This is a genomic window from Corallococcus terminator (assembly GCF_049194865.1).
GTDB lineage: Bacteria > Myxococcota > Myxococcia > Myxococcales > Myxococcaceae > Myxococcus > Myxococcus terminator_A.
The window spans coordinates 159794-182977 of record NZ_JBLZWL010000129.1 but is presented as its reverse complement, the minus strand read 5'-3'; the positions used below and the strand labels follow the sequence as shown (position 1 = coordinate 182977).

The 23184-nt window shown below is 68.9% G+C and carries 20 protein-coding genes; 6 read left to right on the top strand and 14 right to left on the bottom strand.

Translation table 11 applies throughout. From position 1 onward, the window contains the following. Positions 1–124 precede the first annotated feature (124 nt). Positions 125–1558, top strand: coding sequence for a proline--tRNA ligase (gene proS / locus ACN469_RS38610; RefSeq protein WP_498776522.1), 1434 nt, complete (start codon positions 125–127; stop codon positions 1556–1558). A 72-nt stretch (positions 1559–1630) separates the two neighbouring features. Here the strand turns inward: proS and ACN469_RS38605 are convergent, their stop codons facing one another. After that, entirely contained in the window at positions 1631–2491 is an 861-nt protein-coding gene (locus tag ACN469_RS38605) for a caspase family protein (protein ID WP_498776520.1), read from the bottom strand. 92 nt (positions 2492–2583) lie between these two features. Continuing rightward, positions 2584–3828, bottom strand: coding sequence for an adenylate/guanylate cyclase domain-containing protein (locus ACN469_RS38600; RefSeq protein ID WP_498776518.1), 1245 nt, complete (start codon positions 3826–3828; stop codon positions 2584–2586). A 97-nt stretch (positions 3829–3925) separates the two neighbouring features. Between ACN469_RS38600 and ACN469_RS38595 the strand changes: the two genes are divergently transcribed. The 4 genes from ACN469_RS38595 to ACN469_RS38580 all read left to right on the top strand — a co-directional run bounded on the left by ACN469_RS38595 (position 3926) and on the right by ACN469_RS38580 (position 8005). Continuing rightward, positions 3926–4450: a metal-dependent hydrolase gene (locus ACN469_RS38595; RefSeq protein ID WP_498776516.1), complete on the top strand. Its 525-nt coding sequence runs from the start codon at positions 3926–3928 to the stop codon at positions 4448–4450. A gap of 3 nt (positions 4451–4453) precedes the next feature. Next, positions 4454–5008 carry an RNA 2',3'-cyclic phosphodiesterase gene (gene thpR / locus ACN469_RS38590; RefSeq protein WP_498776514.1) on the top strand — a complete coding sequence of 185 codons (555 nt, stop codon included), beginning with the start codon at positions 4454–4456 and terminating at the stop codon, positions 5006–5008. A gap of 233 nt (positions 5009–5241) precedes the next feature. Beyond that, positions 5242–5871 carry a YiiX/YebB-like N1pC/P60 family cysteine hydrolase gene (locus ACN469_RS38585; protein WP_498776512.1) on the top strand — a complete coding sequence of 210 codons (630 nt, stop codon included), beginning with the start codon at positions 5242–5244 and terminating at the stop codon, positions 5869–5871. A 73-nt stretch (positions 5872–5944) separates the two neighbouring features. Further along, complete coding sequence (locus ACN469_RS38580; RefSeq protein WP_498776511.1) at positions 5945–8005, top strand: MopE-related protein; 2061 nt, start codon at positions 5945–5947, stop codon at positions 8003–8005. A 12-nt stretch (positions 8006–8017) separates the two neighbouring features. Here the strand turns inward: ACN469_RS38580 and ACN469_RS38575 are convergent, their stop codons facing one another. The 8 genes from ACN469_RS38575 to ACN469_RS38540 form a co-directional block, all read right to left on the bottom strand. After that, complete coding sequence (locus ACN469_RS38575; RefSeq protein ID WP_498776509.1) at positions 8018–8785, bottom strand: methyltransferase domain-containing protein; 768 nt, start codon at positions 8783–8785, stop codon at positions 8018–8020. Positions 8786–8844: 59 nt separating this feature from the next. Continuing rightward, positions 8845–11064, bottom strand: a complete 2220-nt coding sequence (locus tag ACN469_RS38570; RefSeq protein ID WP_498776507.1) for a WD40/YVTN/BNR-like repeat-containing protein — start codon at positions 11062–11064, stop codon at positions 8845–8847. Between the two features lie 157 nt (positions 11065–11221). Further along, positions 11222–12007 (bottom strand): hypothetical protein, encoded by a 786-nt coding sequence (locus ACN469_RS38565; protein WP_498776506.1) that lies wholly within the window; start codon positions 12005–12007, stop codon positions 11222–11224. A gap of 192 nt (positions 12008–12199) precedes the next feature. Beyond that, a complete protein-coding gene (locus tag ACN469_RS38560; RefSeq protein ID WP_498776504.1) occupies positions 12200–12955 on the bottom strand; it encodes an ABC transporter ATP-binding protein in 756 nt (251 codons plus the stop codon). Beyond that, positions 12952–13848: an ABC transporter ATP-binding protein gene (locus tag ACN469_RS38555; protein WP_498776502.1), complete on the bottom strand. Its 897-nt coding sequence runs from the start codon at positions 13846–13848 to the stop codon at positions 12952–12954. Before ACN469_RS38555 ends, ACN469_RS38560 begins: the two co-directional genes overlap by 4 nt. Continuing rightward, entirely contained in the window at positions 13845–14909 is a 1065-nt protein-coding gene (locus ACN469_RS38550) for a branched-chain amino acid ABC transporter permease (RefSeq protein ID WP_498776645.1), read from the bottom strand. Before ACN469_RS38550 ends, ACN469_RS38555 begins: the two co-directional genes overlap by 4 nt. A 2-nt stretch (positions 14910–14911) precedes the next feature. Beyond that, positions 14912–15832, bottom strand: coding sequence for a branched-chain amino acid ABC transporter permease (locus tag ACN469_RS38545; RefSeq protein WP_498776500.1), 921 nt, complete (start codon positions 15830–15832; stop codon positions 14912–14914). Further along, entirely contained in the window at positions 15833–17044 is a 1212-nt protein-coding gene (locus ACN469_RS38540; RefSeq protein ID WP_498776498.1) for an ABC transporter substrate-binding protein, read from the bottom strand. 429 nt (positions 17045–17473) lie between these two features. Here ACN469_RS38540 and ACN469_RS38535 point away from each other — a divergent pair, with 429 nt between their 5' ends. Continuing rightward, complete coding sequence (locus tag ACN469_RS38535; protein WP_498776496.1) at positions 17474–18373, top strand: YsnF/AvaK domain-containing protein; 900 nt, start codon at positions 17474–17476, stop codon at positions 18371–18373. Between the two features lie 66 nt (positions 18374–18439). Here ACN469_RS38535 and ACN469_RS38530 read toward each other — a convergent pair whose 3' ends face one another. From ACN469_RS38530 to grpE, 4 genes are all read right to left on the bottom strand, one after another. Continuing rightward, on the bottom strand, positions 18440–19987 hold the full coding sequence (locus ACN469_RS38530) for a serine/threonine-protein kinase (protein ID WP_498776494.1): 1548 nt from the start codon (positions 19985–19987) through the stop codon (positions 18440–18442). Positions 19988–20016: 29 nt separating this feature from the next. After that, a complete protein-coding gene (locus ACN469_RS38525; protein WP_498776492.1) occupies positions 20017–20316 on the bottom strand; it encodes a hypothetical protein in 300 nt (99 codons plus the stop codon). A gap of 95 nt (positions 20317–20411) precedes the next feature. After that, positions 20412–22235 (bottom strand): molecular chaperone DnaK, encoded by a 1824-nt coding sequence (gene dnaK, locus ACN469_RS38520; protein WP_498776490.1) that lies wholly within the window; start codon positions 22233–22235, stop codon positions 20412–20414. A 5-nt stretch (positions 22236–22240) separates the two neighbouring features. Beyond that, complete coding sequence (gene grpE / locus ACN469_RS38515) at positions 22241–23152, bottom strand: nucleotide exchange factor GrpE (protein ID WP_498776643.1); 912 nt, start codon at positions 23150–23152, stop codon at positions 22241–22243. Positions 23153–23184 lie beyond the last annotated feature (32 nt).

The window sequence follows — 23184 nt, the reverse complement described above, 5'->3', positions numbered from 1 at the left end:
AACGCGAACGACCTGCCTTGGGATGACCCGAGGGACGCCCTGGGACGACGGGAGCGTTGATTTCCGGGTGGCCCCAGCGTAGGCAACCGTCCTCTTTCAACGACTTTGAAAAGGTGCTCAGCACATGGCCGATAAGCTCACGCCCCGAGAGAAGGGCTTTTCCGAGTGGTACGTCGACCTGGTCCAGAAGGCGAAGCTCGCCGACTACTCGGACGTGAAGGGCTGCATGGTCATCCGTCCCAACGGCTACGCGCTGTGGGAGAACATGCAGCGCGTCCTGGACAAGATGTTCAAGGACCTGGGCCACAAGAACGCCTACTTCCCGCTGCTCATCCCCGAGAGCTACCTCAAGAAGGAAGCCGAGCACGTCGAGGGCTTCAACCCCCAGCTCGCCGTCGTCACCCACGCGGGCGGCGCCAAGCTCGAGGAGCCCTACGTCATCCGACCCACGTCGGAGACCATCATCAACCGCAGCTTCGCCAAGTGGGTGCAGAGCTACCGGGACTTGCCCCTGCTCATCAACCAGTGGGCGAACGTGATGCGCTGGGAGATGCGCACCCGCCTGTTCCTGCGCACCACCGAGTTCCTCTGGCAGGAAGGCCACACCTGTCACGAGACGGAAGAGGACGCGGAGAAGGAGACGCTCCAGATGCTGGAGGTCTACCGGACGTTCTCCGAGGACTACATGGCCATGCCCGTCATGACGGGCCGCAAGTCGGAGTCGGAGCGGTTCGCCGGCGCCCTGCGCACCTACAGCATCGAAGCCATGATGCAGGACAAGAAGGCGCTCCAGGCCGGCACCAGCCACAACCTGGGACAGAACTTCGCCAAGGCCTTCGAGACCAAGTTCCAGGGTCGCGACGGCCGCGAGCACTTCGTCTGGCAGACGTCCTGGGGCGTCTCCACGCGCCTCATCGGCGGCCTCATCATGACCCACTCGGATGACTCGGGGCTCATCGTCCCGCCGAAGCTGGCCGCCACCCACGTGGTCATCATCCCCATCTTCGGCAAGGCGACCGACACCGAGAAGGCCCAGGTCCTGGAGAAGAGCCACGCGCTCGCCGCCGACCTGCGCAAGTCCGGTCTGGGCGTGGTGGTGGACGACGACGACAGCAAGGGCCCCGGCTTCAAGTACTTCGAGCACGAGCTGGTGGGCACCTGCGTGCGCATCGAGATTGGCCCCAAGGACCTGGCCAAGGGCACCTGCGTCATGGTGCGCCGCGACTTGAAGGTGAAGGAGTTCATCCCGCTGGGCGAGGCCGCCGACAAGGCCCAGGCCATGCTGGACCAGATGCAGAAGGACCTCTTCCAGAAGGCGAAGACGTTCCGCGACGAGCACACCTTCGAGGTCAACTCCTACGAGGAGATGAAGGAGAAGGCGGACGCGGGCTTCCTCCTCGCCCACTGGAACCTGGACCCCAAGGTGGAGGCGCGCATCAAGGAAGAGACGGGCCTCACCACGCGCAACCGCCCCTTCGCGCTCAAGCAGGAGCCGGGCAAGTGCGTCGTCACCGGCGAGGACTCGCCGGGCCGCATCGTGTTCTCCAAGGCGTACTGAGCCTTTCGCCAGAGCACTGCTTCACCCCGGAGGGCCGTGGAGGGACTCAATCAGTCCCCCCTCGGCCCTCTGTCACACCTCGAAGGGCGTCTCCCGCTCGAACTCGCGGCTGGGGACGCCGACGATGGAGTAGTTGGGCGACTGTATCGGCGGCATGCGCCGGACGATGCGGCGGTGGAACGTGCGGTGGCTGCCCCGGAACTTGCCGCTGTTGTAGACGCGCAGCAGGTTCGCGGTGAACAGGCCGTTGAAGGCCCCGTCGCTGGAGAGCTGGTTGTCCTGGCACCCGGAGATGAGCAGCACCGTCGCCTTCGTCTTGGCGATGGGGTCCTCCTTCGGCAGCGCGGCCATGACGTCGTCGTAGAAGGCCTTGTTGTCCCGGTACGTGCGCAAGGCAATCGCCGTGGGCAGGTCCTTGAAGCGCCGCTCTCCCGGCGACGGGTCATGCAGCGTGTCCGCCAGCATCTCCAGGCTGCCGCTGCTCCTCAGCGCCGAGTACGCCACCCGGCTCACCGTGCCGCTGTGGCAGCTGTCGGAGAACATCAACACGCGCACGCCCTGCTTCAGCTTGGACAGCGCGAGGTGGATTTCGTCGTCGATGATCTCCCCGTCGAAGAGCACCCACGTCTCATCCTGCGCGTCCGACTCGTCGCTGTTGCGGTCCGGGAGCTGCCCGCCGTGTCCGGAGTACGTCAGCAGGAACAGGTCTCCGGGTTGGAGCACGCGGGCCGCCTCGTCCAGCTCCTTCAGGATGCGGCCCCGCGTCGCATCCCGGGTGAGCACCTTGCGCACCGTGGAGAACTTCCGCTCCTTCGCGATGGACACCATGTCCTCCGCGTCCGCCTCGCAGGCGGTGAGCGCTCCGTCCCAGCCCGAGTAGTGCGCCGGGTCCACCGAGTTCAAGCCGATGTTCAACGAATATCCCTGAGCCATGAGTGACACTCCTCCTGTCACCGGAGGGAGCGCGGCACATCCAGGTGTGAGCACGGCGGCCCGGGGAGCCTCCCCGCTCGGCCCGCGTCCGCTCAGCCCACCTCGCGCAGCGCCTGCTTGCCGGGGACGAAGGTGGCCACGGGCTCGGCCTTGCCCGCGACGGGCAGGAGCTCGGCGGGCTCGAAGCGCAGGGACGCGTCGTCCTGGCAGAAGCGGCGCGTGGCCTCCGACACCAGCATGGCCACGCCCACCTTCTTCGTGAGCCCTTCAATCCGGCTGGCCAGGTTCACCGCGTCGCCAATCACGGTGTACTCGCGCCGCTGCGAGCTGCCCACGTCGCCCACGACGACGCGCCCCGTGTGGATGCCGATGCCGATGCGCAAGGGCTCCTCACCGCGCGCCACGCGCTCCGCGTTGAGCGTCTCTAGCGCCTCCAGCATGGCCAGCCCACACGCCACCGCGGCCTTCGGGTGCCCGGGCAAGTCCAGCGGCGCGCCGAAGTACGCGAGGATGCCGTCGCCGATGAACTTGTCGAGCGTGCCGCCATGGCGGAACACCACGTCCACCATGCGCGACAGGTACTCGTTGAGCAGCGCGACGACCTGGGGACTGTCCAGGCGCTCGGACATGGAGGTGAAGCCTCGGATGTCGGAGAACAACAGCGTCACCTCGCGGTGCTCGCCACGGCCGGCCTCGGTGCCGTGCTGGGCAATCTGGCGGGCGACCTCCGGAGAGAAGTAGCGACCCAGCCGCTCCAGCCGCACCTCTTCTTGCGCCACCTGCGTCACCAGCCCCAGCACCTGCCGGCTGATGAAGGCCGCCGCGAGCGCCCCCAGCGTCAGCACCAGCACCATGCCCGGTAGGAACGACTGCCACTCCACCTGGGCCTGGAACACCAGCATCTTCTCCAGGCCGATGGCCACCACCGTGGCGAGCACGACGATGACTCGCGACAGCGTCACCAGGGACACCAGCACCACGAGCACGATGTACACGCCCAGCGTCAAGAGCGCGGTGGGCACCGCGTTGTCGTTGCCCGCCGTGGCGATGGCCAGCGACTGGAGGGCGAAGACCGCGGGCATGTCCAGGAAGACGAGCCCGAGCGCCGGACGCCGCCCCAGGCGCGGGAAGCGCCGAGCGCCGGCCCACAGCACCACGGCCAGCGCCAGGTACGCCGCGAGCACTCCGAGCGGCGTGCGCCAGTCGAGCAGCCACGACATCACCAGCCAGCTCGCCGTGCCCGCCGCGCGGACCCGGTTGAGCCACTCGCCCACCTGCGCGCGCCAGCCCTCCAGGCGCCGCCGGAGCGTATCCTCGACATGGGAAAGCATCCGCATGAACCCGCTACGCTAGCCCACCCCATCACCACCCTCCAGGGACGCACCAGCGCGCTCCCCAAGACCCACGTGCGGTATCTTCGACCCCAGGACATTCATGGCGAGCATCGGTCACGTGGCGGTGGGCATGGCCCTGGGGCGGTACGAGGCGAACGGCGGGTCGACCCGGCGCCTGGTTGCCTCCATGGCATTCTTCTCGATGCTGGCCCTGCTTCCGGACGCGGACGTGGTGGCCTTCGTCTTTCGCATTCCCTATGCGGCGCCGTGGGGACACCGGGGCGCATCACACTCATTCGTGTTCGCGGCGGCGGTGGCGCTCATGGTGGCGGGAGTCGCGAAGTGGGCGCGGGCCCCCGCGGGACGTTGGGGAGGGCTCGCGTTCCTCGCGGTGGCGAGCCACGGGCTCCTGGACTCGCTGACGGATGGCGGCCTGGGCGCGGCGCTGCTGTGGCCCTTCTCGAACGCGCGGCTGTTCGCGCCCGTGCGTCCCTTGCCGGTGTCGCCCATCGGCGCGGGCATGCTGTCATCGCGCGGCCTGTACGTCGTCGGCGCGGAGCTGCTCGCCTTCATCCCCTTCTGGGCCTACGCGCTCTGGCCGCGCGGGTCCGCGAGAAAGTCCTGAGTCATGCGCCTGTTCACCGCCGTCACGCTGGGGGCCACCATCGAGGCCCGGGTCGCCGCCGAGATGAAGCGGCTGCGTCAGCTCGCCCACCACGCCCGCTTCGTGCGAGTCGAAGGCGTGCACCTCACGCTCGTGTTCCTGGGCGAAGTGGAGTCCTCGCGACTGCCCGCCATCCGTGAGGCGCTGGCCTCGGTCGGTCCCCGGCACGCACCGTTCACGCTGTCGGTGGGCGAAGGCGGCACCTTCGGGACGCCCACGCATCCGCGCGTGCTCTGGGCGGACGTACACGGGGAGACCGACGCGCTCAAGACCCTGCAGGCCGACACCGCGGAGCAATTGCTGCCGCTCGGCTTCGAGTCCGAGTACCGCGACTACGCGCCCCACCTGACGCTGGCCCGAAGCTCCGCGGCCTCTGGAGACCCGGCGCTGCTCGAGTGCGTGAAGGCGCTGTCCGGCACGGACCTCGGTGAGGGCCGCGTGGACCGACTCGTCCTCTTCGAGAGCCGCGGCCCGGAGTATCACCGCGTGGCCGAAGTGCCGCTGACGCGCACCACCTGACGGGTACACACGGTGCGCGCGATCCGCCATGCCGAGAGGCTCGTGGCGCGGTGCTCTCGCCTCGGCGGACACCGGGAGACTCCTCGCGCGGAGTCACCACGCTCTTCGCCGGGGAACGCCTTCGGCGCCAGGGGCGTCACATGCCTCTCCGGTGGGCTCGCGAGAGCGGGTCCTGGCATCGAGGCTGCACCGTGAGACAGCGGGTGCGGCAAGTGCTGGAAGGGACAGGCTCCATGCGGTGGCTCGTGCTGTGGGGGGTGTGGTTGTGGGGACTCGGCGCGGTCGCCGCGCCTCGGGAGGGACTGGAGGCGAACCTCATGACGGGAGACGTCGTCCTGCACACCTCGCGCTCGCGGCAGTCGAAGGCCATCCAGGCGGCCACGCACAGCCCGCTCTCCCACGTCGGGCTGGTGGAGGTGACGAAGCAAGGCATCTTCGTGGTGGAGGCCGTGCAGCCGGTGCAGCGCGTCCCGTTCGCGAAGTGGAAGGCGCGCGGCGTGAAAGGCCACATCCTCGTGCTGCGCCCCGAGGGATTGAGTATCGAGCAACGACAGCGCGTGCTCGACGCGGCGAAGGTCCACCTGGGCAAGCCGTACGACTGGCTCTTCGGCTGGGGCGACGAGGCGATGTATTGCTCGGAGCTGGTGCGCAAGGCGTATGCCCAGGGCGCGGGCGTGGAGTACGGCACCCTGGAGACGCTGGGCTCGCTCGACGTCGCGGGTTTGAAGCAGCAGATGCGCCAGCGCTACGGCACCCAGGTTCCGCTGGAGCTGGAGCTGATAACACCCGCCAGCCTCGCGCGTGATTCGCGGTTGATGGTGCTTCACTCGGATTTCCCGAGCGAGCGCGACCCAGGGTCATGAATATCCAGGGGTGTATTCAACCCTGACTCGGAGAAGGTGAGCCGGGCACGTGAGCGCGGGTACAATTCGAGCCATGCGACGGCTCTTGCTTGTGCTCCCCCTCCTCGTCCTCGTCGGCTGCAAGAAAGAAGTCACCCAGGGCGCCGTGAAAGTCACGGTGACCTACGGCCCGTTCCTTCCAGGATGTCTCCGCGTGGAAGCGGTCGACGTGGCCAGTGGAGCGACTCGCGTCAGGGAAGTCACGGGCGCGGAGGTGAAGGGCACGCTCGGCACTGGCGGCAGCATGACGGTGGCGCTGGCGCCTCCCCTGGACTGGGGAGCGTCCGTGGAGGTGCGAGCCACGGCCTTCGAGCAGTCCTGTACGGGCCACCTCGTGGTGACTCACTCGCAAGGCGTGACGGTGGTGGTCGACACCGTGCAGGCCGTCACGCTGTCGCTCAAGGCGGAGGATGAGGACAAGGACGGCTACGCCGCGGTCAGCAGCAATGGAACCGACTGTCGGGATGACCTGCCAGGCATCAACCCCGGTGTGGCCGAGCTGTGCAACGAGCAGGACGACAACTGCGACGGCGTCAGTGACACGGAGCACTTCAAGCTGGGCCAGTCCTGCACTGCATCGGCGGACTGCACGGGCGTCTTCCGCTGCAACCTGACGGACCGCGCGCTGTACTGCGACACCCCGCTCAGCCGGGACGTGTATGTGGACGAAGACGGGGACGGCCACGGGAAGAAGGACTCCCCGCCCCTCGCCGTCTGCGGAATCACCCCCACCGGATACACCAACGGCCTTCCGGACGACTGCGACGACAAGAACTCCAACATCCGCCCGGGGCTCACCGACCTCTGCGACGACGTGGACAACAACTGTGACGGGGTGAAGGACGAGAACTTCCCCACGCTCAGCCTGGCGTGCACGGATTCACTCCAGTGCGCGGGAACGAATCAGTGCAACAGCATCCAGACTGCGGTGGAGTGCGTGACGTCATCGGTGGCCACCTTCTGGTACCCGGATGAGGACGGTGATGGCTTCGGCGCCAACGCCGGCGTCGTGCAGTCCTGTGTGAAGCCCGCTGGCGCCTACGTCGACAACAGCGCGGACTGCAACGACGGCAACCCGCTGACCTACCCCGGCGCGACCGAGCTGTGTGACGACCTGGACAACGACTGCGACGGCCAGAAAGAGCCCCAGAGCATCTGCCCGGGTGGAAACGCTCCCGCATGGACCAGCAAGACGGTGGGGCCCAACAACAGGGACTGGTACTCGGCCTCTTCCTGGACCCGTGGAGGAGTCTGGGTCGGGGGTGATGAGAACCGGCGCGCGCGGCTGCTGCCCTCCGGCACGAACTTCACGGTCATCACGGATCAAGACTGCGGCGCTGACGATACCCAATGGCGCAGCATCTGGGCGGACCCCTCCACGGGTCGTGCGTGGCTCGGTTCCGAGGGTGGCAAGAAGGCCCACCAGGACACGACCGCCGCGGACTGCTCCGACATCCAGGACGACAACCGGTGGATTTTCGGAATCACCGGCCTGCGCACCAACAACACCCTCACGATTTACGGTGCCAGCTCACCCAATGCCACAGCGACCGCGAACACGGGCTCGGCCTTCCTCTGGGATGGCGGCGGCACCCTGAACTACAACGCCGACAACAACGCGCTCCCCAGCGTCTACGATGTCCACGGAAGCGCCCAGAGCCACCTGCTGTTGGTGGGCGGCGCCTCGAACGCGCCTCGCGTGTTCCGGTTCAACCCGAGCAACAGCCTCTGGGGGTCGGAGAACGCGGAGCAAGACACCCCGAATGCCCGGCCCTTGAAGGGCGTCTGGGTGGTGAACGACAAGGTCGCCTTCGCCGTGGGCAATGGAGGCACCGTCCTGCGCAAGGTCGACGGCACCCACTGGGTCAAACAGGCGTTCCCCAACACCGACAACCTGACCTCGGTCATCGCCTTCGGTGCCGCGTCCGCCTACGCCACCTGCGCGAACGGACACATCTACCGCTATGACGGCCAGGCATGGCTGCGCATCCAGGACGGAGGCGGCCGCTACAACGACATCACCGGCACGGGCCCCAACGACCTCTGGGTGGTGGGCAGCAGCGGGCGCATCTACCGCTGGCCCGCCTGGCCTTAGTCACTCGAAGCCTCACCCGCCGCGCCGTGCCACCACGAAGCGGCGGGTGAACAGGAACGGAGTGCCCCTCGCGTGAGCGGGGTACGCGTTACGCAAGCGCGGCCCCAGCTCCTCCAGGAACGCCTTCCCCTCGTCCGTGCCCAGCGCCGCCAGCACCGGCCTCAGCGTCGTCCCCAACAGCCACTGCAACACCGCGTCCTCGCCCGGCAGCAGGTGCAGGTACGTGGTCTCCCACGCATCCACCGTCATCCCCTGCCCCGCCAGCAGCGACTCGTACGTCTCCAGCGTCTCCACGGGACGCCGCCTCACGGGCGACAGCGTCCTGGCGAAGCGCGGCAGCGCCTTCACCTCATCGACGAGGCGGTGCGAGGGCGCATCGAAGTTGGCCGGCACCTGGAAGGCCAGCACGGCGCTCGGCGCCAGCTTCGCCACCAGTCGCCCCATCAGCGCCGCATGGTCCGGCACCCAGTGCAGCGCCGCGTTCGACACCAGCACGTCCAGCGGCACGGGAGGCGCCCACCCCGCGAGGTCTCCCACCTCGAAGCGCACGGCGCCCGGCGCGGGACGGCCGCGCGCCTCCTCCACCATCTCCACCGAGGAGTCCACGCCGTACACCGTCGCGCCGGGCCAGCGCTCGGCCAGCACACGCGTCAAATCCCCCGTCCCGCACCCCAGGTCGGCGACGTGCGTCGGCGCGTCTGAGTCCACCCGCGACAACAGCTCGAAGAAGGGCCGCTTCCGCTCATCCCGGAAGCGCGTGTACTGCGACGGGTCCCACATGACAGCCTCCCGACGGCGTGCTCACGCCGCGCACCGGAAGGTCTAATCCACCCGCCCGCTCAGCGCTTGATGCGCAGCACCTGGAAGCCCTTTCCCGTGCTTCCAAAGCCGCTCACGTTCTCCATCCGCACCACCAGCTCCCCGGAGGGCAACACGCCCCACACGTCCGCTCGTGCCAGGTCGGCCCCGCTCGCGCGCTCGTGGCGCCGCGCCTCCTGCCACGCCTGCCCGTCTCCGCTGGTGAAGAGTCGGGCGGAGACATCACCCGGCGCCTGCACGTCCCCCGCGCTGGACCAGGCCGTCCCCAGCACCCAGCCCCCTCCCGGCGCGGCCACCAGCGAGTACGCGGGCCCCGGCAGCTCCCGCACCGTGCTCACCCGTCCGTCCGCGGACAGGCGCAGCAGCTTCGGGTGCTCGGGCTCGAACAAGGTCGACTGCCCGAGCAGCAGCGAGCCATCCGCCATCACCACGCCCGCCACCGCGTTCGCCCCATAGCCCTGGAGCACGGACCTCCACGTCCGCCCGCCATCCGTGGAGCGCAGCACCGCCGCCTGCGCCTTGCTGCTGCCCATCAGCGCCCACAGCGCCCCTGTCACCGGGTCCGAGACCAACGCATAGCCATGCCGGTGCGCGGTGAGCGTGGAGCGCACGGCCCAGGAACCTCCGCCATCCGTACTCGCCCATATCCGCACCGGCGCGGAGGCCGAGGTGAAGGTCTGATACTCCAGGAAGAACCACGCGCCACCCAGCTCCGCGAAGCTGCGCGGTCCCATCGCCCGGTAGCTCCCCAGGCCCACCTCGTCCTTCCACGTCCTCCCGCCATCCGTGGAGCGCTGGAGGAAGTACGCACCGCCGTGGCTGGCCACCGCCACCAACGTCCCGTTCTTCATCGCCGCCAGCGTCCACAGGTTCCCCCCGCCCTGCCCGCGCGCGACCCACGAGGCCCCACCATCCGTGCTCGCCATCAACCGCGAGCGCTCGCCTCCCACCGGGAGTCCATACAGCGTGCCCCCGCCATCCACCGTGAGCAGCTCATGGCTCGCGCTGGAGCGCACCAGCTCCAACGTGAAGGGCTGCTCCGGCGGCTCCTCGTCCAGCACCATCGCCACCCGCGACACGGTGCCTCGCGAGCTCGCGTCCACGGCCTCGCCATACAGACACGGCACCTCGGAGCTGCCCTCCGGCAGCACGTCCACCGCGTTGGGATAACCCTTGAACGTCACGTTTCCGGCGAGCGTCACCGCGTCGGTCAGGCTGCCGTCCGCCAGGAGGGCGCGCACCCGCAGCTCGGTGTGCTGATTGAGCACGCGCATGCGGTTGGAGAAGATGTACAGCGTGTCGCCGACGCGGGTGATGGCTGGCTGGAGCGCCCAGTCGCCCGCGCCCTCCACCAGCTTGCGCGGCCCGAAGGACGTCCCGTCGAAGCGCCGGTGGTACAGCCGCTCCTGCTCGTCCTTGTAGACCAGGTGCATGCCGCCCCGGCCGTCCGCCACCGCGCTCAGCGCGGCGCCATGGTAGATGCCGTCGGAGAAGGCCTCGCGCACCGGCCCCCACGCCTCCACGGGGTCCGAGTCGTTGCGCACCCGCATCCGCGTGGGCAGGAAGCCGTCATGCATGGCGTAGACGAAGATGACCTTCGTCCCCACACTCAGCAGGCGCCCTCCGCCGCGCCGGTTGACCCTGTCCAGCACCTGGGGCGCGCCAAAGCCCTGCCCGCCATCGGTGGACACCGCCACCACCGCGGTGGAGCCGCCATCCACCTCCACCCGGAAGGCCTGCACCCAGAGGCGCCCCTGCGAGTCGCGTGTCAGGAGCGCCCGCGAGTAGCCCGTGCTGTCATCCACCGCGTCCAGCACTCGCACCGCCGGCTCGGGCTGCCAGGTGTCCGCCGAGGACTGGTAGCGCCACCACTGGAACCAGACGTCATGCCGCCGCGAGGGCACCAGCTGCGGGCCCTCGTACGAATAGACGAGCGCCACGTCCCGGCCCACCGCCAGGAGCTCCGCCCGGTCCGTGTGCGTGGAGTCCGGCTGGATATCCGCCACCCGCCGCACGGTGCGCAGCCCGTCCTCGGAGCGGTACAGGACGAGGCCCTTGCCCTCCGTGCCACCGTGCTGGATGGCCACCAGGAAACTGGGAGGACGACCTCCACCTCTGTCGATGCGAACGATGTGGCGCTGCGCCGGGAGCGTCAGGGCATTGCCCCCGCTCACTGGCACCAACGCCGAGCCGCCCGCCGCGAGTACCGCGGCGAGCAAGGCCCCAGCCAGCCCTGTCATGGATTCCCTCCTGAAATGCCCAGAAGAGAATGTGAGCGACCCCTCGCTTAAGGAAGCCGCCCCGCACCCACGGAGCACCCGTTCCTTTCAAGTGAACGGGAGGCCTGTCCCACGGTGCACGCTCACGCGAGCGCGGCGCGCACCCTGAAGGCTGAAACTACTTCGTGCGGCGGCGCTTGGCCGGAGCGGCCGTGCCCGCGTCCTGCGGACCCGCGTCGGGAGCGGTCGCCTCGACGGCGGCGCCCTCCGTGGCGGCCACGCCCGCGTCACCCGTGCCCGCGTCGGCGCCCGCCGCGCTCGCGCGCTGAACGGCCGGAGGCGGGTTGACGAGCTGGAGCGAGCCCAGGAACCCGTCCGCCGCCGGAGCGCCGATGCTCGGGTTGAAGAGCACCAGCATGGTGTAGAGGCGCGGGCCCACCAGGTAGTTGCGCGCGCGCACCTCGCCGTTGGGCGAGGACACCGTGTAGGACTTGCCGGGGTAGCCGTCGAGCGTCAGCTCCTGCTCGTTGCTGACGGTGCCCTTGAGCTGATTGGTGAGGCCGTCGCGGCCCTCGTTCAGGAACGCCTCGGGCGGCCGGCTGGCGACGACCTTCTCCGGGTAGTCCGCGATGCTGACCGAGTAGATGACACCCTCGGGCGTCTGCAGCGAGTAGGCCGCCGTGGACACCTCGCCCGCGGGGATGTTGACCTTCTGGCGCTGGACCTGGGGCTGGCCCGGCATCTTGACGTTGAAGCCTTCCTCGGCGCTCACGTCGGTGAGCTGCGGAGCCGCGGCCGCCGCCGGGTCGCCGCCCGTCTCTCCACCCTCGTTGGGCAGCTCCTCAATCGTCGAGGACGCTTCACCAGAGTTGGAGCTGCTGTCGGTCTTCTGCGGCCCGACGCACGCCAGGGCAATCAGCGCGAGGGTCGCAATCGATGTAAGGAGGCGGGACAACGAAGGCATGGGCGCGCTTCCTGAAATGAGTTGGGGAGAGTTTGAACGCGGTGCGTCGGACGACGCTAGACGAACTGCTCGACTTCTGACTACCCGAGATTCTGAGACCCGCCAGTTTCCAGGTGTCACGAGGACCCCGGAAGCGTCGGCGGCAGGACGAACGCGGTGCGTCCGGAGGCGGAAAATCGGCCTCCGGGGAGCCTACTCGCCCAGGTAGGCGCGCCGCACCTCCGGGCTCTCCAGCAGCGCCTTGCCAGGGCCGGCCATCACCACCTCGCCCGTCTCCAGCACGTAGCCGTAGTGAGCGGAGTTGAGCGCCAGGTGGGCGTTCTGCTCCACGAGGAGCACGCTGACGCCCGCCTTGTTCACGTCGCGCAGGGTGCGGAAGATGGTCTCCGTCACCTGCGGCGCCAGGCCCAGCGAGGGCTCGTCCAGCAGCAGCAGCTGGGGCCGGCTGAGCAGCGCGCGGGCGATGGCGAGCATCTGCTGCTCTCCGCCCGACAGCGTCCCGGCCATCTGGTTGCGCCGCTCCTTGAGCACGGGGAAGAGCGTGAAGTTCTTCTCCATGTCCGCGCGGATGTCCGCGGTGTCCCGGCGCAGGTACGCGCCCAGCTCCAGGTTCTCCAGCACGGTGAGGTTGGGGAAGATGCCGCGCCCCTCCGGCGCGTGCGCCATGCCCCGGGGCACCAGCTGGTGCGCCTTCAGGGACGTGGTGTCCTGCCCGCTGAAGTGGATGCGGCCCGCGCTCGCCTTGAGCATGCCGCTCACCGCGCGCAGGGTGCTCGTCTTGCCCGCGCCGTTGGCGCCGATGAGGGCGACGACTTCACCCTTGCCCACCGTCAGCGACACGCCCCTGAGGGCTTGGATGGCGCCGTAGTGGACCTTGATGCCCTCCACCGCCAGCAGGGGGGCAAAAGCCTGGCGCTCGCCCAGCGTCTTCACCTGCGCGTCGCTCACGCCGCTCCTCCGTGGCTCTCCAGGTAGCTGTCGCCCAGATACGCCTCGATGACCTTCCGGTCGCTGCGCACCTCGGCGGGAGCGCCCCGGGCAATCGTCTCGCCGTGGTCCAGCACCGTGATTTGCTCGCAGATGCCCATCACCAGCTTCATGTCGTGCTCAATCACCAGCACGCCCAGCTTGAAGTCGTCACGCAGCTTGCGGATGAGGACCATCAGGTCCGCCTTCTCGCGCGTGTTCATGCCGGCGGCGGGCTCGTCCAACAACAGCACGCGGGGCTGGCTGCCCAGCGCGCGCGCGATTTCCAGCCGGCGCTGCTCGCCGTACGGGAGGTTGCGCGCCTCCTCGTCGCGGCGGTGCGACAGGCCCATGACCTCCAGGAGGTGCTCGGCCTGCGCCGTCAGCCGGCGCTCCTCGCGCTGGAAGGACGGGGTGAGCAAGAGCGCCTTCCACCAGTCCGCGTAGTTGTGGCCCGCGTTCACCAGCTTCGCGCCCAGGCCCAGCCTGGACTGGTGCAGCGCCGTCTGCGCGCGGCAGGCCACCTTCACGTTGTCCAGCGCGGTGAGCGCGCGGAACAGGCGGATGTTCTGGAAGGTGCGCGCCACGCCCAGCAGGTTGATTTGATGTGGCTTGCGCCCGTTCACCTTCGTGCCGCTGACAATCACCTGCCCCTGGGTGGGCTGGTACACGCCGGTCAGCACGTTGAACGCGGTGGACTTGCCCGCGCCGTTGGGACCGATGAGCCCCAGCAGGTCGCCCTGCTGGATGGAGAGGTGGAAGTCCGTCAGCGCCTTGAGGCCGCCGAACTGGATGCTCACCCCGTCCGCCCGCAGGAGCGCGGGGGACTGCGTGCCCTGGGAGACGGGGGCCACCGGCTGCGCGTTCGCGCTCACGCGAGCCCCCTTCGCTTGCGAGGCAGCCACCGCGGCAGCACGTCCCAGATTTCCTTGGTGCCGAACAGGCCCTGAGGACGCGACAGCATCAGCACGACGAGCAGCAGGCCGTAGATGGGCATGCGAATCTGGTCCACCCGCTGCGCCAGGCTGCCCTCGGTGCCCAGCGCGCCGAACAGCGAGCGCATGCCTTCGGGCAGCAGCGTGAGGAAGATGGCCGCGACGAACGCGCCGGTGGTGGAGCCCAGGCCGCCCAGCACCACCATGACGACGATTTCCATCGAGCGCACGAAGGTGAAGGAGCCGGGGTTGATGATGGGCACGAAGTGGGCGAACAGCCCGCCGGCGATGCCCGCGAAGAACGACGAGAAGACGAAGGCGCGGACCTTGTAGCCGGTGGTGTCCACGCCCATGGCCTCGGCGGCCACCTCATCCTCGCGGATGGCCCACAGGCTGCGGCCATGGCTGGAGCCGGCGAGCCGGCGCGCGGCCAGCACCACGAGGAACACCCAGAAGAACACCATGAACGGGCTGGAGTACTGGGGGATGCCCGACAGGCCCAGCGCGCGGCCGAACGCGTCCGTGTTCTGCACCACGACGCGGATGATTTCGCCGAAGCCCAGCGTGACGATGGCCAGGTAGTCGCCCCTGAGGCGCAGCGAGGGCAGGCCCACCAGGAAGCCGCACAGCGCGGCGGCGATGCCCCCGACGAGCAGCGCCAGCATGAAGAGGACCTGGTCGCTGGCCGACACCGGCAGGAAGGACAGCGCCACCTCCTTCAACTGCAAGGAGGTGTAGCCCGCGATGTACGCCCCCACGGCCATGAAGCCCGCGTGGCCGATGGAGAACTGGCCCGTCATCCCGTTCACGATGTTGAGGCTCACCGCGAGGATGATGTTCACCCCGACGACGGACAGCAGATACGTGGCGAAGTCGGAGCCGGTGAGCGACCAGTGGAACAGCGCGAGCGTGGGAATCGCGATGAGCAGCGGAAGGATTCCGCGCAGCGCGGGGGGGACGAGGGACGATGCCTCGGGGACGGTGAGCGCGGGGGATTGCATCGTCACACCTTCTCCGCGGCGACCCGGCCGAACAGGCCACCCGGCTTCACCAGCAGCACCAGGATGAGGAAGCCGAAGGCCACCGCGTCACGCCAGGTGCTGGCCGCGTAGCCCACCACGAACTCCTCCACCAGCCCCAGCACCAGCGCGCCGACCACCGCGCCCGGCACGTGGCCGATGCCGCCAATCACCGCCGCGACGAAGGCCTTGAGGCCCACGTACAGGCCCATGAGCGGGCTCACCGACGTGTCCTTGATGGCGTAGAGCAGCCCCGCGCCCGCGGCCAGGCCGCTGCTGAGCATGAACGTCAGCGCAATCACGCGGTCGGTGGGGATGCCCATCAGCGCCGCCACCCGGTGGTCCCAGGACACGGCGCGCATCGCCCGGCCGAAGCGCGTGCCGAAGACGAGGTACTGCAGGGCCACCATCAACCCCACCGCGATGAGGAAGCTGATGATCTGCCAGTTCCACACGACGACGTCCCGGTCACCGATGATGAGCCACTCCTTGGGCTCGATGATTTCAGGGAAGGCACGGGGGCTGGCGCCCGGCAGGAAGCCGATGTCCAGCTGGAAGCCGTAGGAGAGCGCGAAGGAGATGCCGATGGCGGTGATGAGCGCCGTCAGCCGGGGCTTCTCGCGCAGGGGGCGGTAGGCGAAGCGTTCAATCAGGAAGCCGAACAGCGCGCACCCGAGCATGGCCACCGCGAAGACGGCGGCGATGCCCAGGAACGAGCCGCGCGCCTCGCGACCAATCGCGAAGGCGGTGGCGTAGCCCATGTAGACGCCGACCATCATGACGTCGCCGTGGGCGAAGTTGATGAGCTTGAGGACGCCGTACACCATCGTGTAGCCGAGCGCGACGAGCGCGTAGATGGTGCCGGCGGCCAGACCGTTGATGAGATGCTGGAGGAGCTGCGCCATTTAGGGAGAGATGGTCGTCACGTACTGCGTCTTGCCGTCCCCGACCTTGAGGACGACGGCGGACTTCACGGCATTGCGCTTGTCATCCAGGGTGACGGTGCCCGCCACGCCCGGGAAGTCCTTCGTCTGGGCGATGGCATCCCGCACCGACGGACCACTCAAATCCTTGGCGCGCTTGAGCGCCTCCACCGCCACGCGGGCCGCGTCGTAGCCCAGCGCCGCCAGCGCGTCCGGCACCGCGCCGTACGCCGCCTTGTAGTCGGCGATGAACTTCTGCACGCGGGGGTCCGGGTTGTCCGGCGAGTAGTGGTTGGAGAAGTAGCTGCCAGCAATCGCGCTGCCGCCCAGCTCGAACAGCTTCTCGGAGTCCCAGCCGTCGCCGCCCATCAGGGGGACCTTGAGGCCCACCTCGCGGGCCTGGCGCGCGATGACGCCGACCTCGCTGTAGTAGCCCGGCACGTAGATGCCGTCCGGCTGCGTCTTCTTGATGGCGGTGAGCTGCGCGCGGTAGTCGGTGTCGCCCTGGCTGTAGCTCTCCGTGGTGACGACCTTGCCGCCCATCTCCGTGAACTTGCGCGTGAAGACGCCCGACAGGTCGATGGAGTAGGCGCTCTTGTTGTCCTGGAGCACCGCCACCTTGGCCAGCTTCAGGTCCTCGCGGGCGAACTTCGCCATCACGAAGCCCTGGAACGGGTCGATGAAGCACACGCGGAAGATGAAGTCGCCCTTCTCCGTCACCGTGATGTTGGTGGACGAGGGCGTAATCATGGGCACGCCCGCCGCCTGAGCCTTCTCCGCCATGGCCAGCGAGTTGGACGAGGCCACGTCGCCCAGGATGAGCACCACCTTGTCCTGCGTAATCAGGCGGGTGGCGGCCTGCGCGGCCTCCTCCGGCTTGCTCTGATTGTCGTAGACGCGGATCGCCAGCTTCTTGCCATTCACGCCGCCCGCGGCGTTGGCCTCCTTGAGGGCCAGCTCGATGCCGTTGCGCGTGGAGATGCCGAAGGTCGCCTGGCCTCCCGTGAGCGCGCCCACCTGGCCCAGCAGGATGGTGTCGGAGCCAGCGGCGGGAGTGCCGCTCGCCGTGCTCCCGGACTGACCCTGCGCGGCCTGCGTGCCAGCCTCACTGGAAGGAGTGGGCTGCGTCTTCTTCTCGCAAGCGGCCGCCATGAGGGCGAGCGCGGCGAGCAGCATCGGGGCAAGGCGTCGCATGGGGAGCAATCCTCCTCAACAGGGGGTGCTGCGCTTCAAAGCCCCGGTTTTCTAGGGGAGCCCTCTCCATGGGTCAAGCGCGCTGCCAGTCAGGCCCTCCCCCCACGTACCCTCCGTGCGGCGCGTCACGAGGGGACAGGGCCCCACTCCCCCAAGGCAGGGAGGGCCTCCGGCACACCCGTCCCACATCGCGCATGGGGCGCGCTCCGGGGGTGCCACGGCCCCGCGCCCCGCGCGGAAGGCTCTTGCCAGGGGGCCCCGCTCCACACGCCGGGCGAGGGCAGGCAGCCCCGTCGAGGGCAGCCACGGGACCGAGCCCCTCGCGTTCATGTCGCCATGGCACTGTTCATCCCCGGACCTGTTCCCACCTTCCGGTTGATGGAGAGGTGGACCGCGCCCTCCATCCAGCCAGCAGGAGGAGAGCCAGCCATGTTCCAGCGCAAGGATGTCAGGGAAGGAATGGCCGTACGCAGCATCGACAACGAGAAGCTCGGCAAGGTCTTCGCCATCGGCGACGACGCATTCCACATCGAGAGGGGTCTGTTCTTCCCGAAGGACTACAAGGTCGCCTTCTCGGAGGTGAGCGAGATTCGCGATGGAGAGGTGATTCTGAACCGGGGCAAGGAGGCCCTCCAGCAGGTCTCCGACGCCGAGCGCGCCAAGGGGGGCGCCGCCGCCACGGGCGCGGCGGCCCTGGGCCTGGCCTCCGAGCGGACCACGACGAAGACGGAGACCCGTGTACGCAACGGGGACCCGGACCTCTCCCGGGGCTCCGTCACGCCGCTGCCGAGCGCCAACCTGGGCGCTGACGCCAGCTACGCGGCCAACATGAAGGCGGACACCGACCTGCGGAGGACCGACACCCGCCTGGAGACCGACAAGCGCCTGGGCACGGAGATGCGGCGGGACAACGAGGACATCTCCATCCCCGTCCACCGGGAGAAGCTGATGGTGGAGAAGCGTGACACCCAGGCGGGCGAGCTGCGCGTCCACAAGGACGTGGTGGTGGAGGAGGAAGTGGTGAAGGTCCCCCTGCGCCATGAGCGGGTCCGCGTGGAGCGCCGGGCGGTGACGTCGGACAGGCCCGCGGTGGGCGCGACGTTCAAGGAGGAGACCATCGTCGTCCCGCTCCATGCGGAAGAGGTGGATATCACCAAGCGCTCCGTCCTGGACGAGGAGGTCGTCATCCACAAGGACGTCGTCGAGGAGGAGCGCCGCATCACCGAGACGGTGCGCCACGAGAACGTGGACATCCGCACCGAGGGCGAGGTCGACGCGCCTCGCACGCTCAACGCCACCCCCGACGACCCGTCACTGCGCCGCACCTGAGTGACGCGTGGGTCCAGGCCGCCCGGCCCCACTCCTTCCCGGGGTGAGGCTGGGCGCCAACCCTCGTCAGCGCGCCGCCTTCTTCTGGGGCGCGGGGCGCGGCTCCGTGTCGATGTCCTCCTGCGGGGGCATCACTTCACGGGACGCGACGAGGGGCTGGCCGCCCGCCTCCGTGCGGTCCAGCCGGTTCAGCTCCCGGAGCCTGTCCGGGAAGTGCCTGGCCATCAGCCGCGACAGCTCCGTGTCCTTCGCGGGCGTGACGACGTCCCTCAACCGCTCCGCCATCTCCTGCGCGCTCGCGAAACGCGCCGTCGGAGACTTGGCCAGCGCCACCTCCAGCACCTCCCACAGCGGACGGGAGATGGTGTCCGGCCGCGTCAGGCGCTCGTCGCAGATGGCCTGCATGGAGACCAGCTCGTCGCCCCGGTCGAACGCGCGCCGCCCCGTGAGCGCCTCGTAGAGGATGAGGCCCATGGCGAACAAGTCGCTGCGCGCGTCCAGCCGCTGCCCCCGGGCCTGCTCCGGTGACATGTACAGCGGCTTGCCCTTCACGATGCCCGGCAGCGTCATCGTCCGCTGCGCGCGGACCTTCGCCACGCCGAAGTCCAGCACCTTCACCTGGCCGTCGAAGCCCACCATCAGGTTGTGCGGGGACAAGTCCCGGTGCACCAGGTGCAGCGGCTTGCCGTCCTCGCCCTTGAGCAGGTGCGCCGCGTGCAATCCGCTCAGCCCCTGCACGACCACCGCCGCCGACTGCTCGGGCGTCAGCGGCCCCTTGTGCGCGCGCAAGAGCCGGTCCAGGTCCACGCCTCGCACCAGCTCCATGGCGATGAAGTACGCCCCCTGCGCCTCACCGAAGTCGTAGACGTGCACGAGGTTGGGGTGCGACAGCCGCAGGCCGATGCGCGCCTCGTCCAGGAACTGCTGGACGATGGCCGGGTCCGCCGTGAGGTGCGGGAGGATGCGCTTGAGCGCCACCAGCCGCCCCAGCCCCTCCGGGCCCCGCGTCCGCGCCACCAGCACCTGGGCCATGCCGCCCGTGCCCAGCGGCGTCAGCACCTCGTACTTGCCAATGCGCCCGCGCGGCACCGGCGTGTCGTCCAGCGCCAGCTCGTCCAGCCGCTCCAGGGGGCCCTGCCCGTCCGTCAGCGCCAGGAAGGCCAGCACCGCGGTGTCGAGCTGCTCGCCGATGGCCTCCACCAGCTTCATCACCAGCCCGCCGCCGTCCGCGAAGCCGCCGTCCACCGCCAGCCCCATGCCCCCCAGCTCCAGGTTGCCCAGCTTCAGCCGGGTGCAGAACAACATCCGCCCGTTCTTCAAGCGGTGAGGGCCTCGCCAGCCCGCGACCTCGAAGACGTCCGCCCCCAGCTCGCCCAGCACCCGCGTCAGCACCGGCCCGCGCGTGCCTCGCAGGGACACGAAGCCCGCGGGCGCGTGCACCATGCGCGCGCACTGGGTGAGGAAGACATCCAGCCCCGCATCCAGCGTCAGGCCGCGCTGGAGGCAGTCCTCGAGGATGTCGTCGGACATCCGATGAACCGCCACCAGGCCGCGCAGGAACGCGACCTCTGTCTCCAACGAAGGGAATTCCACGGGCCCATTACACACCCGCATGAGCTTCCCCGGGTAGTCTGGGGTTGCCGCTAGACGCGCTCGCGGTCCTTCAAGGACACGCTACTGGACACCCGCTCGGAGGTGCCCGAGGGCAGCGATACGGAGCGGCGGTCGTCGATGAGGCCATGGACCTCCAGCACGTGCTCCAGGTGGGCCACGCGCGCCCGGAGCATCGCCGTGTCCGGCTGCTGGCCGAGCTGGGCCTCGCGCAGCCGGATGAAGGCCTCCAGCACCGGCTTGAGCGAGAAGCGCAGCGTCAACCCGAGCAGGGGGATGCCGCACGTCATCGCCACCACCAGCACCATCACCACGCCTTCGACTGGATCCATGACTCGCTACCTCGAAACGGACAGGGGGTGCTTCACCTACGCGCGACGCACGCGGATGATTGCACGCCCCCGGTCCGGAATCCGGAGGTGCCGCCTCAGCTCGCCTGGCCGGTGTAGATGGCGTCGGCGATGCGGTAGGCGCTGCCCTCCAGGCGCTGGAAGCCCTCCTTGAGAGCCACCGCGTCGGAGGTGTTGAGCATGCCCTTGAGCCGCTCCAGGTCCGTGCGAATCTCCTCGCGGTCCTTCTCCGACAGGAGGCTGGCGTACTCCTCCAGGCTCTTCTCCGTCGTGTAGATGAGGCCGTCGGCGTTGTTGCGCAGCTCCGCCAGCTCCTTCTTCTTCTTGTCGTCGGTCGCGTGCGACTGCGCGTCGGAAATCATCCCCTGGATTTCCGCCTCCGACAGACCGGAGTTGCTCACCACGCGCACCTGCTGGACCTTGCCGGTGCCCAGGTCCTTGGCGCTGACGTGGACGATGCCGTTGGCGTCGATGTCGAAGGACACCTCAATCTGGGGCACGCCGCGCGGCGCCGGGGGGATGCCCACCAGTTCGAAGCGCGCCAGCGTCTTGTTGTCCGCCGCCATCTCGCGCTCGCCCTGGAGGACGTGCACGCTCACCAGCGGCTGGTTGTCCACCGCGGTGGAGAACACCTGGCTCTTCTTGCAGGGGATGGTGGTGTTCTTGTCGATGATTTTGGTGAAGACGCCGCCCGCCGTCTCCACGCCCAGGGACAGCGGCGTGACGTCCAACAGGAGGACGTCCTTCACCTCGCCCTTGAGCACGCCACCCTGGATGGCCGCGCCCACGGCCACGACTTCGTCCGGGTTGATGCCCTTGTGGGGCTCCTTGCCGAAGAACTCCCGCACCTTCTGCTGCACGCGCGGCATGCGCGTCATGCCGCCGACGAGGAGCACCTGGTTGACGTGCTGCGCGCTCATGCCCGCGTCCTTCAGGGCAATCTTGCAGGGCTCGATGGTGCGGTCGATGAGGTCCGCCACCAGCGCCTCGAACGTGGAGCGGTCCACCGTCTCCGTCAGGTGCTTGGGGCCGGACGCATCCGCGGTGATGAACGGCAGGTTCACCTCCGTCTCCGGCGCGCTGGACAGCTCGTGCTTGGCGCGCTCGGCGGCCTCCTTGAGCCGCTGGAGCGCCATGCGGTCCTTGCGCAGGTCCAACCCGTTGTTCTGCTCGGCGAAGCGCTTGGCCAGGTAGTCGATGAGCCGCTGGTCGAAGTCCTCGCCGCCCAGGAACGTGTCGCCGTTGGTGCTCTTCACCTCGAACACGCCGGCGGTCAGCTCCAGGATGGAGATATCGAACGTGCCGCCGCCCAGGTCGTAGACGGCGACGCGCTCGGTGCCGCCGTCCTTCACCTTGTCCAGGCCGTAGGCGAGCGCCGCCGCGGTGGGCTCGTTGATGATGCGCAGGACGTTGAGGCCGGCGATGCGGCCGGCGTCCTTGGTGGCCTGACGCTGGCTGTCGTTGAAGTACGCGGGGACGGTGACGACCGCCTCGGTGACGGGCTCGCCGAGGTAGTCCTCCGCCGTCTGCTTCATCTTCATCAGGATGATGGCGGAGACCTCCGGCGGGCTGTGGCCCTTGCCGCGAATCTCCACCCACGCGTCGCCGTTGGGGCTGGTGGCCACCTTGAACGAGCTGACGCTGATGGCCTTCTTCGCCTCCGGCGAGTCGAACTTGCGGCCGATGAGCCGCTTCACCGCGAAGACGGTGTTCTCCGGGTTGGTGATGGCCTGCCGCTTGGCAATCTGGCCCACCAGCCGCTCACCGGAGTCCGTGAAGCCCACCATCGAAGGCGTGGTGCGGCTGCCCTCGCTGTTGGGGATGACCACCGGCTCGCCGCCTTCCATGACGGCGACGCACGAGTTGGTCGTCCCGAGGTCGATTCCAATCACCTTGCCCATGATGCTTACTGACTCCCCCCGGAAGTGCTGTCCGACTGCGGCGCGTGTGCCTCGGCGAGAGGCTCACCGTCCGGCGAGGACGGCGCCTCCACGGACTCGGCCGGCGTGGTTGACGTGGTCTCCGCCGCGGACGCGGCTTCGACGACGGGCGCGGCCTCGGGCGCGCGCGCGACGACGACGAGGGCCGGACGCACCAGCCGCTCGTTGAGGAAGAAGCCGCGCACGACCTCGAAGGCCACGTGGCCCACGGGCACGTCCGCCGTCTCCACCTGCTGGATGGCCTCGTGCATGCGCGGGTCGAACGGCTGGCCCTTGGCGCTGAAGGACTTCACGCCGTGGCGCCCGAGCGCGTCCTCGAAGGACTTGCGCGTCATGGCCACGCCCTTCTGGAAGCTGTCGATATCGGGGGACTTGGCCGCCGCCTCGAGCGCGCGGTCCATGTTGTCCATCACCGGGAGCAGGTCCTTGAGCAGCTTCTCCGAGCCGAAGCGCTGGACCTCCTCCTTCTCCTTCTGCGCGCGCTTGCGGTAGTTCTCCAGGTCCGCGGCGGCGCGGACCATGCGCTCCTGCGCTTCCTTCGCGCGCTCGTGCGCCTCGCGCAGCCGGTCCATCGTCTCCCGGCCCTTGGCCTGGCTGAACTCGACTTGCGCCTTGAGCGAGTCCACCTCCGCGCGCAAGGCGGCGACCTCTTCGGCTGTCGCCGGAGTCGCCACGGGGTCATCGGAAATCACGGAAACCTCGGGGGAAGAGGCGGGGTCCTCGTCAGAGGTGGGGGCCTGGGGGGCCTCCACCTCGATGACGGTTACCTCGTCATCCTCCATGTGACGTTCGACACTGCGGACCGCCGCGTCGATGACGTCCTGCCCGATTTCCGCCTGGATGCTGTCCTTATCGCTGGAGCCGGCCACGGCGCGCACTATCTCACGCGCCGCACACCGTTCCAACAAGC

Coding starts and splice junctions, on each gene's coding strand:
- proS (WP_498776522.1), top strand. CDS start 125: ATGGCCGATAAGCTCACGCCCCGAGAGAAGGGCTTTTCCGAGTGGTAC.
- ACN469_RS38605 (WP_498776520.1), bottom strand. CDS start 2,491: ATGGCTCAGGGATATTCGTTGAACATCGGCTTGAACTCGGTGGACCCG.
- ACN469_RS38600 (WP_498776518.1), bottom strand. CDS start 3,828: ATGCGGATGCTTTCCCATGTCGAGGATACGCTCCGGCGGCGCCTGGAG.
- ACN469_RS38595 (WP_498776516.1), top strand. CDS start 3,926: ATGGCGAGCATCGGTCACGTGGCGGTGGGCATGGCCCTGGGGCGGTAC.
- thpR (WP_498776514.1), top strand. CDS start 4,454: ATGCGCCTGTTCACCGCCGTCACGCTGGGGGCCACCATCGAGGCCCGG.
- ACN469_RS38585 (WP_498776512.1), top strand. CDS start 5,242: ATGCGGTGGCTCGTGCTGTGGGGGGTGTGGTTGTGGGGACTCGGCGCG.
- ACN469_RS38580 (WP_498776511.1), top strand. CDS start 5,945: ATGCGACGGCTCTTGCTTGTGCTCCCCCTCCTCGTCCTCGTCGGCTGC.
- ACN469_RS38575 (WP_498776509.1), bottom strand. CDS start 8,785: ATGTGGGACCCGTCGCAGTACACGCGCTTCCGGGATGAGCGGAAGCGG.
- ACN469_RS38570 (WP_498776507.1), bottom strand. CDS start 11,064: ATGACAGGGCTGGCTGGGGCCTTGCTCGCCGCGGTACTCGCGGCGGGC.
- ACN469_RS38565 (WP_498776506.1), bottom strand. CDS start 12,007: ATGCCTTCGTTGTCCCGCCTCCTTACATCGATTGCGACCCTCGCGCTG.
- ACN469_RS38550 (WP_498776645.1), bottom strand. CDS start 14,909: ATGCAATCCCCCGCGCTCACCGTCCCCGAGGCATCGTCCCTCGTCCCC.
- ACN469_RS38545 (WP_498776500.1), bottom strand. CDS start 15,832: ATGGCGCAGCTCCTCCAGCATCTCATCAACGGTCTGGCCGCCGGCACC.
- ACN469_RS38540 (WP_498776498.1), bottom strand. CDS start 17,044: ATGCGACGCCTTGCCCCGATGCTGCTCGCCGCGCTCGCCCTCATGGCG.
- ACN469_RS38535 (WP_498776496.1), top strand. CDS start 17,474: ATGTTCCAGCGCAAGGATGTCAGGGAAGGAATGGCCGTACGCAGCATC.
- ACN469_RS38530 (WP_498776494.1), bottom strand. CDS start 19,987: ATGCGGGTGTGTAATGGGCCCGTGGAATTCCCTTCGTTGGAGACAGAG.
- ACN469_RS38525 (WP_498776492.1), bottom strand. CDS start 20,316: ATGGATCCAGTCGAAGGCGTGGTGATGGTGCTGGTGGTGGCGATGACG.
- dnaK (WP_498776490.1), bottom strand. CDS start 22,235: ATGGGCAAGGTGATTGGAATCGACCTCGGGACGACCAACTCGTGCGTC.